General features: G+C 71.3%; 9 protein-coding genes. 7 read left to right on the forward strand and 2 right to left on the reverse strand.

Features of this window, described 5'->3' with window-relative positions; all coding sequences use genetic code 11:
* Positions 1-64 precede the first annotated feature (64 nt).
* Genes ASC98_RS28485 through ASC98_RS28515 form a run of 7 tightly spaced genes read left to right on the forward strand, consistent with a single transcriptional unit; the run spans position 65 to position 7,814 of the window.
* Positions 65-2,419, forward strand: a complete 2,355-nt coding sequence (locus tag ASC98_RS28485; protein ID WP_056820608.1) for a bifunctional salicylyl-CoA 5-hydroxylase/oxidoreductase — start codon at positions 65-67, stop codon at positions 2,417-2,419.
* Between the two features lie 5 nt (positions 2,420-2,424).
* Complete coding sequence (locus ASC98_RS28490) at positions 2,425-3,261, forward strand: SDR family NAD(P)-dependent oxidoreductase (protein ID WP_056805592.1); 837 nt, start codon at positions 2,425-2,427, stop codon at positions 3,259-3,261.
* The gene (locus ASC98_RS28495; RefSeq protein ID WP_056805595.1) at positions 3,261-3,824 is read left to right on the forward strand and encodes a MarR family winged helix-turn-helix transcriptional regulator; all 564 of its coding nucleotides are present in this window, start codon (positions 3,261-3,263) and stop codon (positions 3,822-3,824) included. The genes ASC98_RS28490 and ASC98_RS28495 overlap by 1 nt, the downstream gene beginning before the upstream one ends.
* A complete protein-coding gene (locus ASC98_RS28500) occupies positions 3,821-4,672 on the forward strand; it encodes an enoyl-CoA hydratase family protein (protein ID WP_056805598.1) in 852 nt (283 codons plus the stop codon). The genes ASC98_RS28495 and ASC98_RS28500 overlap by 4 nt, the downstream gene beginning before the upstream one ends.
* On the forward strand, positions 4,672-5,814 hold the full coding sequence (locus tag ASC98_RS28505; RefSeq protein ID WP_056805601.1) for an acyl-CoA dehydrogenase family protein: 1,143 nt from the start codon (positions 4,672-4,674) through the stop codon (positions 5,812-5,814). The genes ASC98_RS28500 and ASC98_RS28505 overlap by 1 nt, the downstream gene beginning before the upstream one ends.
* Positions 5,815-7,422 carry an AMP-binding protein gene (locus tag ASC98_RS28510; RefSeq protein WP_056805604.1) on the forward strand — a complete coding sequence of 536 codons (1,608 nt, stop codon included), beginning with the start codon at positions 5,815-5,817 and terminating at the stop codon, positions 7,420-7,422.
* Positions 7,419-7,814 carry a RidA family protein gene (locus ASC98_RS28515; protein WP_056805607.1) on the forward strand — a complete coding sequence of 132 codons (396 nt, stop codon included), beginning with the start codon at positions 7,419-7,421 and terminating at the stop codon, positions 7,812-7,814. Before ASC98_RS28510 ends, ASC98_RS28515 begins: the two co-directional genes overlap by 4 nt.
* A gap of 15 nt (positions 7,815-7,829) precedes the next feature.
* Here the strand turns inward: ASC98_RS28515 and ASC98_RS28520 are convergent, their stop codons facing one another.
* Positions 7,830-8,924 carry a catalase family protein gene (locus ASC98_RS28520; protein WP_056805952.1) on the reverse strand — a complete coding sequence of 365 codons (1,095 nt, stop codon included), beginning with the start codon at positions 8,922-8,924 and terminating at the stop codon, positions 7,830-7,832.
* 87 nt (positions 8,925-9,011) lie between these two features.
* Complete coding sequence (locus tag ASC98_RS28525) at positions 9,012-11,909, reverse strand: C1 family peptidase (RefSeq protein ID WP_056805609.1); 2,898 nt, start codon at positions 11,907-11,909, stop codon at positions 9,012-9,014.
* Positions 11,910-11,969 lie beyond the last annotated feature (60 nt).

Below are 11,969 nucleotides of genomic sequence, written 5' to 3' on the forward strand. Positions count from 1 at the left end.
TATCAAGGTCTAAATTGCGCCAGCGCGGCGATCCCCGCCGCGGCACTCCGGAGCTCACACGACCATGCGCATCGCCTGCATCGGCGGCGGCCCGGCGGGCCTGTACTTCGCGTTGCTGATGAAGAAGCAGGACCCGTCGCACGAGGTCACCGTGATCGAGCGCAACCGCGCCGACGACACCTTCGGCTGGGGCGTCGTGTTCTCCGACCAGACGCTGGGCGCGGTGCAGCGCACCGACCCGAAAAGCGCCGCGCAGATCCTCGACGCCTTCAACCACTGGGACGACATCGAGGTGCATTTCAAGGGCGAGCTGATCCGCTCGTCCGGCCACGGCTTCTGCGGCATCGGCCGGCGCAAGCTGCTGAACATCCTGCAGGACCGCTGCACCGCAGAAGGGGTGCAGCTGCGCTTCGAGACCGAGTGCGCCGACGACACCGCGCTCGACGCCGACCTGGTGATCGCCTGCGACGGCCTGAACAGCCGCATCCGCAGCCGCTACGCCGCCACCTACGAGCCCGATGTCGACACCCGGCTGTGCCGCTTCGTGTGGCTCGGCACGCACAAGCGCTTCGATGCGTTCACGTTCGCGTTCGAGCGCACCGAATGGGGCTGGTTCCAGGTGCATGCCTACCGCTTCGATGCGGACACCTCCACCTTCATCGTCGAGGCGCCCGAGCCGGTGTGGCGCGCCGCGGGCCTGGCCGACATGGGCAAGGAAGAGAGCATCGCGTTCTGCGAGAAGCTGTTCGCGAAGCTGCTGGACGGCCAGCCGCTGATGTCGAATGCGGCTCACCTGCGCGGCTCGGCGCAGTGGATCCGCTTTCCGCGCGTGGTCTGCAAGCGCTGGGTTCACCACAACGGCCGCGCGCCGGTCGTGCTGATGGGCGATGCGGCGCACACCGCGCATTTCTCGATCGGCTCGGGCACCAAGCTCGCGCTCGAGGATGCGATCGACCTGGCGGCCGCGATCGCCGCGCACCCGGGCGTGCTCGACCAGGCGCTGTCGGCCTACGAGGCGCAGCGCAGCATCGAGGTGCTGAAGATCCAGAACGCGGCGCGCAACTCGACCGAATGGTTCGAGAACGTCGAGCGCCATGCGCGGCTCGATGCACCGCAGTTCGCCTATTCGCTGCTGACGCGTTCGCAGCGCATCTCGCACGAGAACCTGCGGCTGCGCGATGCGGCCTACGTCGGCGGCTACGAGCAATGGCTGGCCGCGCGGGCCGGGCTGGACGGCACGCACGCGGTGCCGCCGATGTTCACGCCGTTCACGCTGCGCGGCGTGACGCTGAAGAACCGCGTCGTGGTCTCGCCGATGGCGCAGTACAGCGCGGTCGACGGCGTGCCGGGCGACCACCACCTGGTGCACCTGGGCGCACGCGCGCTGGGCGGCGCCGGCCTGGTGTTCGCCGAGATGACCTGCACCTCGCCCGATGCGCGCATCACGCCGGGCTGCCCCGGGCTGTACACCGATGCGCAGATGCTGGCCTGGAAGCGCATCGTCGATTTCGTGCACCAGGGCAGCAGCGCGAAGATCGCGATGCAGCTCGGCCATGCCGGCGCGAAGGGTTCGACCCGCGCGCCGTGGGATGGCGAAGATCTGCCGCTGCACGACGGCAACTGGCCGCTGCTGTCGGCCTCGCCGCAGCAGTACCTCGATGGCGTCAGCGCCTGGTCGCGGGCGATGACGCGCGACGACATGGACCGCGTCACCGCCGATTTCGTCGCCGCGACGAAGCGCGCCGCGCAGGCCGGCTTCGACTGGCTCGAACTGCATTGCGCGCACGGCTACCTGCTGTCTTCGTTCCTGTCGCCGCTGACCAACCTGCGCACCGATGTCTACGGCGGCGAGCTGGCGAACCGGCTGCGCTATCCGCTGGAGGTGCTGGCGGCGATGCGCGCCGCGTGGCCGGCGGACAAGCCGCTGTCGGTGCGCATCTCGGCGCACGACTGGGTGCCGGGCGGCACGACGCCGGACGACGCGGTGGCCATCGCGCGGGCCTTCAAGGCGGCGGGTGCCGACCTGGTCGACGTGTCGTCGGGGCAGGTCAGCCCGCAGCAGCGGCCGGTGTACGGGCGCATGTACCAGACGCCGTTCGCCGAGGCGATCCGCAACGAGGCCGGCATCGCGACGATGGCGGTCGGCGCGATCTTCGAGGCCGACCATGTGAACGGCATCATCGCGGCCGGCCGCGCCGACCTGTGCGCGATCGCGCGGCCGCACCTGGCGAACCCGGCGTGGACGCTGCTGGAGGCCGCGAAGATCGGCCACGTCAACGGCGTCGGTGCGGACTGGCCGCGGCAGTACCGGCCGGGCAAGTCGCAGCTGGAACGCAACCTGGAGCGCGAGCGCGCGATGGCGGCGCAGACGGCGGGGCTGTCGGCGCAAGAGCAGGCGAACCTGGCGCAGGGGGTGTGAGCGCGATGAACGGGTTGCATGCGGTGGTGACGGGCGGTGGCAGCGGGATCGGCGAGGCGATTGCGACGACGTTGTGGCGCGAGGGCGCGAGCGTCACGCTGATGGGGCGCAGCGAGGCCCGCTTGCTGCAGGCACGGGAGCGCTTGGCGGGCAGGGCTTCGACAGGCTCAGCCCGACCCTTCGACAAGCTCAGGGCGAACGGGGGAGGATCCGTTCGGGCTGAGCTTGTCGAAGCCCTGCCCGCGATTCACGTGCGCTCCGTCGACATCACCGACCCGGCGAGCGTCGAACGCGCCTTCCAATCCGTCGGCCCCATCGACCTGCTGATCAACAACGCCGGCCAGGTCGAGAGCCAGCCGTTCGCCCGCACCTCGCTCGACCAATGGAACCGCCTGCTGCAGGTCAACCTGACCGGCAGCTTCCTGTGCACGCAGCAGGTGCTGCCCGGCATGACCGAACGCGGCTTCGGCCGCATCGTCAACATCGCGAGCACCGCGGCGCTGAAGGGCTATGCCTACGTCGCCGCGTACTGCGCGGCCAAGCACGGCGTGCTCGGGCTCACCCGCGCGCTCGCGCTCGAAGTCGCGCGCAAGGGCATCACCGTCAACGCCGTCTGCCCCGGCTACACCGACACCGACATCGTCGCCCGCGCGGTCGCGCAGATCGCCGGCAAGACGCAGCGCAGCGCCGACGAAGCGCGCGATGCACTCGCCGCCGCGAACCCGCAAGGCCGCCTGGTGCAGCCCGACGAGGTCGCGCAGGCGGTGCTGTGGCTGTGCCGCCGCGAATCGTCCAGCATCACCGGCCAGGCGATCGCGGTGGCCGGCGGGGAGGTGATGTGATGCCGGCGGCGCCGCTCGACACCCACGCCGAGCTCGCTGAAGTCAGCGACCTCGAGTCCCGCGTCATCGACGATCACCACCAGGCCCTGAAGCTGTGGCTGCGCTTGCTGTCGTGCACCAACCGCATCGAAGCGGTGGTGCGCAACCGGCTGCGCAGCGAGTTCGCGACCACGCTGCCGCGCTTCGACCTGCTGGCGCAGCTGGAGCGCGAGCCGGCCGGGTTGACGATGGGCGAGCTGTCGCAGCGCCTGATGGTGACCGGCGGCAACGTGACCGGCATCACCGACCAGCTCGAGGCCGAAGGCCTGGTACGCCGCGCGCCGCAGCCCGGCGACCGGCGCGCATTCGCGGTGCAGCTGACACCGGCCGGCCGCCGCCAGTTCCGCCGCATGGCGGCGACGCACGAGCAGTGGGTGGTCGAGCTGTTCGCCGGCTGGTCGGCCGACGAGAAGACGCAGGTGCAGGACCTGCTCTCGGTGCTGAAGCGCCACCTGGCCGGCGTCGACAGCGCGCTGCCGGCCAAACCGTCGAAGAAGACACGAACGAAGGAGAAGACCCCATGACGCGTGCGATGGATTCCCACCTCGCGGCCGGCAACCGCCAGGCCGCGGCCGCGATCGCGCCGCGGCACGTCGGCTGGGCGCTGCACGGCCGCGTCGGCGTGATCACGCTGAACCGGCCCGAGCGCAAGAACCCGCTGACCTTCGAGTCGTATGCCGAGCTGCGCGACCTGTTCCGCACGCTGGCGCAGGTCGACGAGGTGCGGGCGATCGTGGTGCAGGGCGCCGGCGACAACTTCTGCTCCGGCGGCGACGTGCACGAGATCATCGGCCCGCTGACGAAGATGACGATGCCGGACCTGCTGGCCTTCACCCGCATGACCGGCGATTTCGTGAAGGCGATGCGCGCCTGCCCGCAGCCGATCGTCTCGGCGATCGACGGCGTGTGTGCCGGCGCCGGCGCGATCATCGCGATGGCGTCCGACCTGCGCATCGGCACCTCGCGCAGCAAGACGGCCTTCCTGTTCTCGCGCGTCGGGCTGGCCGGCTGCGACATGGGCGCCTGCGCGCTGCTGCCGCGCATCGTCGGGCAGGGGCGGGCGTCGGAGCTGCTGTACACCGGCCGCTCGCTGGGCGGCGACGAGGCGCTGCAATGGGGTTTCCTGAACCGCATCAGCGATCCGCAGGCGCTGCAGGCCGACGCGCTCGCCTGGGCGACCGAGATCGCGGCCGGGCCGGGGTTCGCGCATGCGATGACGAAGCGCATGCTGCACCAGGAGTGGGCGATGGGCGTCGACGAGGCGATCGAATCCGAGGCCCAGGCGCAGGCGATCTGCATGATGACGCAGGACTTCCACCGGGCCTACGAGGCGTTCGCCGCGAAGGCGAAGCCGGTGTTCGAGGGCGATTGATGAGCACGCACCTCGACTGGCCGTTCTTCGAAGCGCGGCATGTTGCGCTGGAACAGGAACTCGCGCGCTGGTGCGCCGAGCACCTCGCCGACGTGCCGCACGACGACGTGGACGCCACCTGCCGCCGCCTGGTGAAGCAGCTCGGCGACGCCGGCTGGCTGCACCACGCCATCGCCGAGAAACCCGGCGACGCGATCGACACCCGCGCGATCTGCCTGCTGCGCGAAACGCTGGCGCGCCACCACGGCCTGGCCGATTTCGCGTTCGCGATGCAAGGCCTCGGCGCCGGCGCGATCTCGCTCGACGGCACGGCCGCGCAGCGCGAGCGCTACCTGCCGCGGGTGGCCCGTGGCGAGGCGATCGCGGCGTTCGCGCTGTCCGAACCCGAGGCCGGCTCCGACGTGGCCGCGCTGGCCTGCGCGGCGCGCGACGACGGCGATGCCTACGTGCTCGACGGCGAGAAGACCTGGATCTCGAACGGCGGCATCGCCGATTTCTACGTGCTGTTCGTGCGCACCGGCGAGGCACCCGGCTCGCGCGGCATCACCGCGCTGATCGTCGATGCCGACACGCCAGGCCTGCAGATCGCCGAGCGCATCGAGCTGATCGCGCCGCACCCGCTCGCGCGGCTGCGCTTCAACGGCTGCCGCGTGCCGAAGACGCAGCGGCTCGGCGACGCGGGGCAGGGCTTCAAGCTCGCGATGCGCACGCTCGACATCTTCCGCACCTCGGTCGCGGCGGCCGCGCTCGGCTTTGCGCGGCGCGCGCTCGACGAGGCGCTGCAGCGCGCGACGACCCGCCGGATGTTCGGCCAGACGCTGGCCGACTTCCAGATCACGCAGGCGAAGCTCGCGCAGATGGCGACCACCGTCGACGGCGCGGCGCTGCTGACCTACCGCGCCGCGTGGCAGCGCGACCAGGGCCGCAACGTGACGCGCGAGGCCGCGATGGCCAAGCTGGCCGCCACCGAGGGCGCGCAGCAGGTGATCGACGCCGCGGTGCAGCTGTGGGGTGGCGCCGGCGTCGTCAGCGGCAACACGGTGGAGACGCTGTACCGCGAGATCCGCGCGCTGCGCATCTACGAAGGCGCGACCGAAGTCCAGCAACTGATCATCGCCCGCGAGCTGTTGAAGGGGGCCTGAATGACTGCGCACGTCGACACCTTCGCCCGCGATCACCTGCCGCCGCCCGACCAGTGGCCCGAGCTGGTGTTCGACCTGCCGGAGCTGCAGTTCCCGGCCGAGCTGAACTGTGCGCACGAGCTGCTGGACCGCTGGGTCGAGGAAGGCCACGGCGACCGTCTCTGCGTGCAGGGCCAGGGCGTGCGCTGGACCTATGCCGACCTGCAGGCGCAGGCCAACCGCATCGCCCGCGTGCTGGTCGACGACCTCGGCCTCGTGCCCGGCAACCGCGTGCTGCTGCGCGGGCCGAACTCGCCGATGCTGGCCGCCTGCTGGTTCGGCGTCGTGAAGGCCGGCGGCATCGCGGTCGGCAGCATGCCGCTGCTGCGCGCGAAGGAGCTGGTGCAGATCGTCCACAAGGCCGAGATCAGCCATGCGCTGTGCGACGTGCGCCTGGCCGACGAGCTCGCGCTGGCCGGCCCGCAGTGCCCGACGCTCGTGCATGTGCTGCACTTCATGACCGGGCGCGACGGCGGGCTCGAGGCGCGCGCGGCGGGCAAGCCGGCGCAGTTCGACACCGTGCGCACCGCGGCCGACGACACCTGCCTGATGGCGTTCACCTCCGGCACCACCGGCGCGCCGAAGGCGACGCTGCATTTCCACCGCGACGTGATGGCCGCCTGCGCCTGCTGGCCGCGCCACGTGCTGCGGCCGACCGCCGACGATGTGTTCATCGGCAGCCCGCCGCTCGCGTTCACCTTCGGGTTGGGCGGGCTGCTGCTGTTCCCGCTGTCGGTCGGCGCGTCGACGGTGCTGGTCGAGCGGCCCGGGCCGGATGCGCTGCCGGCCGCGATCGCGCAGTACCGCGCGACCACGCTGGTGACCTCGCCGACCGCCTACCGCGCCATGGCCGGCCAGCTGGCCGCGCACGACCTGTCGTCGCTGCGCCAGTGCGTGTCGGCCGGCGAGGCGCTGCCGGCCGCGACGCGCCAGCTGTGGAAGGATGCGAGCGGCATCGAGATCATCGACGGCATCGGGTCGACCGAGCTGCTGCACATCTTCATCTCGCACGACGAATCGCATGCGCGGCCGGGTGCAACCGGCACGGTGGTGCCGGGCTACCGCGCCTGCGTGCTCGACGATGATGGCCGGCCGCTGCCGCCGGGGCAGGTGGGGCGGCTCGCGATCAAGGGGCCGACCGGCTGCCGCTACCTGGCCGACGACCGCCAGCGCCAGTACGTCAGCGGCGGCTGGAACCTGACCGGCGATGCCTACCTGCAGACCGAGGACGGCTACTTCGTCTACCAGGCGCGCACCGACGACATGATCATCTCGGGCGGCTACAACATCGCCGGGCCGGAGGTGGAGGCGGCATTGCTGCTGCACCCGGCGGTCGCCGAATGCGGCGTGGTCGGCGTGCCCGACGAAGAGCGCGGCCAGGTCGTCAAGGCCTTCGTCGTGCTGCGCGCCGGACACGCCGGCGATGCGGCGATGGCGAAGGCGCTGCAGGACTTCACCAAGCAGGCGATCGCGCCGTACAAGTACCCGCGGGCGGTGGAGTTCCGCGATGCGCTGCCGCGCACCGAGACGGGCAAGCTGCAGCGCTTCAGGTTGAGGAGTCGAGGATGAAGGTGTTGCAACCCCCAGGCTGGCTGCCGCCGCGCGGCTACGCGAACGGCGTCGCCGCCGAAGGCACGCTGGTGTTCGTCGCCGGCCAGATCGGCTGGAACGCAAGGGGCGAGTTCGAGAGCGACGATTTCGTCGACCAGGTGCGGCAGGCGCTGCGCAACGTCTGCGCGGTGCTGGCCGAAGGCGGCGCGACGCCGCAGCACATCGTGCGCATGACCTGGTATGTGCTCGACCGCGCCGAGTACCTGTCGCGCGGCCGCGAGGTCGGTGCGGTGTTCCGCGAGCTGGTCGGCAGCTACTCGATCGCGATGAGCGCGGTGCAGGTCAGTGCGCTGATGGAGCCGCGCGCCCGCGTCGAGATCGAGGTCACCGCGGTCGTGCCGCGGCCCTGATCGGCACGCGCCCGCTCAGGGCGGCAACTCGTCCGCGGTGTGCGGCTGCGCCATCCGCAGGCCGTTGTGCTCGGCCCGGAAACGCGCCGACATCTCGTAGACCCGCTTGCGCACCCGCATCACCGCGCCGAGCGGCCGGTGCGCCGCGAGGCCGTGCCACGGGCTGAACGACATGCCGTCGTCGATCGCGGCCGAACGCGTCTCGGTCCAGGCGAGCTGTGGCCGCATCGCGATCCGGCCGACCGTGACGAACGGGCTCTGGTCCTCCGGCCAGCGCACCGATGCATCCTCGATCGGCATCGCCTGCAGGTCGGTGCACAGCTGCACGCGGACATCCCATTCGGCGCCGGCCCGAGCGAAGTGCGACAGCACCGCATCGCGCAAGGCCTGAGGGCGGTCGTGCGTCTCGACGGGCGCGCCGGCCAGCGCCTGCAGTTCGGCCGACACCGGCACCACCTGCAGCTTGGCCATGTACGGCCCCCACAGCATCGGCACCTGGCTGAAGTAGGTGTCGCCCAGCGGGTGGGTCTGCGCATGACCGCCGAATGCCTTCAGCGTGCCGCTTTCGAGCCCGACCTGCTCGATCGCCTTCTCGGCCCCGCGCAGCACCGCCGAGACCGCCTTCTTCAGCGTCGGCACGCGGTCGGTGGTGGCGGCCAGCAGCTTCAGCCCGGCCAGGAACTGCTTCGGCCCGGCCGAGCCGAACACCGGGCCGTCGACCAGCACGAAGTCCTGCGTGAACTGCCCTTCGCTGCCCGGCAGCCGCACGCCGTCGATGCCGATCAGCTTGATCGCCATGCCGCGCGGCGTGGACACCGCATCGTCGAGGATGTCGCCGGGGATCGTCGACAGCCGCATCACCAGCGGCCATTCGCCGGGCTGCGCGAACGCCCCCTGCGCATACGCCGGCGGCAGCCCGGGCGGCACGCGCAACTCGCCGCGCAGCAGGCCGTGGCTCTTCGCGTGCACGCCGCGCAGGCCATGGCCCGAATGCGCCCAGGTGGTCTGCGCGATGCCGCGCATGGTCCTGATGATCTCTTCGCAGGTCTCGGATTCGTCCTCTTCGGCGTGTTCGAACGACGAGTCGTACGGGATCGGCGTGATGTTCATGGCGCCGATGATGAGCGCCATCGCGCGCCGCACGCGTCGGACGCGGAACTGAATGCCTGTAGGAGCAGGCCTTCGTTCCGCAGCCGTTCAGTAGCCCCGCAGGTCGTCGACCGGCAGCGCGAGCTCGCCGCCGCGGATGCGCTTCAGCGTGCGCGTGATGACCTCGACATCGTTGTCGAAGCCGCCGTGCGACGCGCGCTGCAGCACCGGCTGGCCGTCGGTGCCGATGGCCGTCTCGATGCGGTCGCTGGTGACGCGCTGCGTGCGCGCCGCGAGCTTCGACTCCGCCGCCGCGGCGCGCCATGTCGCCAGCGCCTCGCCGGTGTCGGACGAGCCGTCCCAGCCGGCGAAGGCCGCGTCGTTGACCGCATCGAGCCCGAGGATCGGCGTGCGCAGGTCGGTCTCCAGCGCGTTCGACACCAGGTACAGCAGCGACTTGCGGTAGATCGACGCGACGTTGTCGTCGCGCTCGACCTTGTCGGACAGCACGTCCAGGTGCAGCCGCTCCATCACCTGCGGGTCGCCGGCATAGTGCTGGTTCGCGAACGCGACGGTGCAGGCCGGCGCGTACAGGTTGACCGACGCGAGGCGCTGCGCCAGGCCGTCGTCGCGACCGGCGTGCTGGCGCGCCGCGAGCGCGGTGAGGAAGTGGCCGAGCGCGATCGAGCCGGCCGAATGGCCGACCAGGTGCAGCTCGAACTGCGCGCCCCAGGTGGCGGCCAGCGACTGGATCGCGTCCAGCAGCAGCTCGCCGCCATGGCGCGGCGAGAAGGCCAGCTGCGCGTTCTCCTTCATCTCGCTCCAGATCGGCTTCGCGAGCGGGCGGCCGATGGTCTTCTCGATCAACAGGTCCGTCTTGTCGGTCAGCCATTCGCCGGCGCCGGCGCGCGCCGGTTCGCGGTGGAAGGCGTCCGACAGGATGTCGCCGATCGATTCGAGCATGCCGGTCTTCCACACCAGGAACAGCGGGTAGCAGCCGTTGCCGAGCAGGTAGCGGCCCATCGCGCTGGCCCGCTTGACCGCATCGGCCTCGCTGTTCAGGCCGCCGTGCACGTAGAGCAGCAGGCGCTTCGGCCCCGGCGCGTCGGGCTGGCTGCGGAACCACTGGTCGGGCAGCGCGTAGGCCTGCTGCTGCAGCTTGCGCGGCTGCTCGTCCTCGGTCAGGTAGCGGCTCACGCGGCCGTCGTTGCCGAGCACCACGCTGTGCCGGTAGGCGAGGGCGGCGTCCCACCAGCCGTTGCGCACCGCGTCGCCGCGCGTCGTGGTGCTGCCGCGGGCCGCCTGTTGCGACACCGCAAGCCGCCCGGCGACCACGCCCGGCACGCCGAGCGCGACCACCCAGGCGTCCATGCCGTTGGCCAGCCAGTCGAGGTAGGACAGCGTCGCGAAACCGCCGGCGCCCCAGTCGCGGCCCCAGGAGTTCTGCAGCACGAAGCCGCGCTCGTTGAAGCCGACCAGCGCGAACGCATGGCCGCCGTCCTTCGACGGCCGACCGTCGAACGCGATCAGCGGCAGGTCGGCATGGCCGCGCACCTCTTCGGCGACATCGGGCACGCCGTCCCAGCCGTCGTGCGTGAAGGCCGAGACGAAGACGGCGCCGTGCTGCGCGATGGCAGCCTGCATGTCGGTGATCGACTGCGTGTCGACGCGGTAGTAGACGCCCAGCGTGGTCTGCGTCGCGCGCGTCGCGAAGCCGTAGCGCGCGGTGTCGGACTTGTCGGCCTGGTAGGGCCAGTCCGTCTCCAGGCACACGCCGTTGTTGAACCAGCCCTTCAGCGCGCCGCGGCAGCTCGAGCCTTCGTAGTTCTCGCCTTCGTATTCGTCGTGGCGGCGTGCCAGCGTGTAGAGCATGCGCGGGCTGACGGATTCGAAGCGGGCCGGCGTCTTCGCCTTCAGCCAGCGCAGGTAGTTGATGACGCAGCCCAGGCCGAAGCCGGTGCAGGCGCCTTCGCTGCCCTGGTTCAGGATCAGCCCGGCCTTCGCGTAGCCGGGCAGGAAGCGCTGCACGACCTCGGCACTCGGGAACTCGTCGGGCAGCGTCAGCGCCGCCGGCATGTACTGGCGGTCGCGCAGGTCGGCGGTGTCCTTCTTCGTGCGCGACACGCGGTGCGTGCTGCCGGCCGGGCGGCGGGTCGTGGCGGCAGCGGCCCGCGCCGCACCGGCACCGGCGGCCTGCGGTGGCTGCGCCGCGGCTGCGAGCTCGAACACGCTGCGGAACGCGTCCAGCCCGTGCGCGCCGCCGTTGACCAGCTTGCGGGCTGCCGCGAAATCGCCCTTGCCGATCGCGGCGCGGAACTTGTCGGCCTTGTCGAACAGGAACTGCGCCAGCACCACCGCGGCCACCTCGGGCGCGTTCGCCTTGTCCGGGTCGGCATCGAGCGCGAGGCCGATCACCTCGCCGTAGTGCTTGTAGTTGGCGCGGCCGGTCAGCTGCACGAAGCCGCGGCCCTTGTAGCGCGCGCCATCGCCGGCTGCGCCGTTGCCGAGGTCGCGGCGCAGGTCGTAGCTGCTGAACGGCGCGCCGCCGGGCGGCGTGTTGAAGCGCGACTGGAATTCGGCGATCGGCACGAAGCCTTCGGTCTCGGCACGGATGGTGCCGAGCGCGCCCAGCACCATCGGCCGGTCGACCAGCCCGGCCGCGCGCAACGCCGCCTCGACATACGGCAGGTAGCGCGCGATGTTGGCCGGCTTGGTCGCGGGGAACAGCTGGCTGACGAGCCCGACGGTCAGCACCGGTTCGGTGGCCGGGCCTTCGTCGGCGAGCTTCAGCAGCATCTGGCAGCGCGGCCCGACGATGCCGTCGGCAATGATGCCGATGCCGGCCTGCCAGCGGCGGATCGCGGCGTCGAAGCCGTCGTCGATGGCCGGATCGGCGGCGGCGAGCACCGGGAAATCCGCGGCATCGGGGCCGAGCTCTGCGGCGAGCGCCTGCGCGAGGCGAGCCACGTCCGGACCGGACGCACCCTTGGAGATCAAGAGCTTCATGGGCTCCTCCGTGGTGGTTGAGACTGCGCGGCCAGTATCGGGCGCCGCGGGTCTACGTCC

The sequence above is a fragment of the Rhizobacter sp. Root1238 genome (assembly GCF_001425825.1).
GTDB lineage: Bacteria > Pseudomonadota > Gammaproteobacteria > Burkholderiales > Burkholderiaceae_C > Rhizobacter.

Bases quoted from the DNA above. Each gene is read 5' to 3' on its own strand.
- ASC98_RS28485 (WP_056820608.1), top strand. From the start codon at position 65: ATGCGCATCGCCTGCATCGGCGGCGGCCCGGCGGGCCTGTACTTCGCG.
- ASC98_RS28490 (WP_056805592.1), top strand. From the start codon at position 2,425: ATGAACGGGTTGCATGCGGTGGTGACGGGCGGTGGCAGCGGGATCGGC.
- ASC98_RS28495 (WP_056805595.1), top strand. From the start codon at position 3,261: ATGCCGGCGGCGCCGCTCGACACCCACGCCGAGCTCGCTGAAGTCAGC.
- ASC98_RS28500 (WP_056805598.1), top strand. From the start codon at position 3,821: ATGACGCGTGCGATGGATTCCCACCTCGCGGCCGGCAACCGCCAGGCC.
- ASC98_RS28505 (WP_056805601.1), top strand. From the start codon at position 4,672: ATGAGCACGCACCTCGACTGGCCGTTCTTCGAAGCGCGGCATGTTGCG.
- ASC98_RS28510 (WP_056805604.1), top strand. From the start codon at position 5,815: ATGACTGCGCACGTCGACACCTTCGCCCGCGATCACCTGCCGCCGCCC.
- ASC98_RS28515 (WP_056805607.1), top strand. From the start codon at position 7,419: ATGAAGGTGTTGCAACCCCCAGGCTGGCTGCCGCCGCGCGGCTACGCG.
- ASC98_RS28520 (WP_056805952.1), bottom strand. From the start codon at position 8,924: ATGAACATCACGCCGATCCCGTACGACTCGTCGTTCGAACACGCCGAA.
- ASC98_RS28525 (WP_056805609.1), bottom strand. From the start codon at position 11,909: ATGAAGCTCTTGATCTCCAAGGGTGCGTCCGGTCCGGACGTGGCTCGC.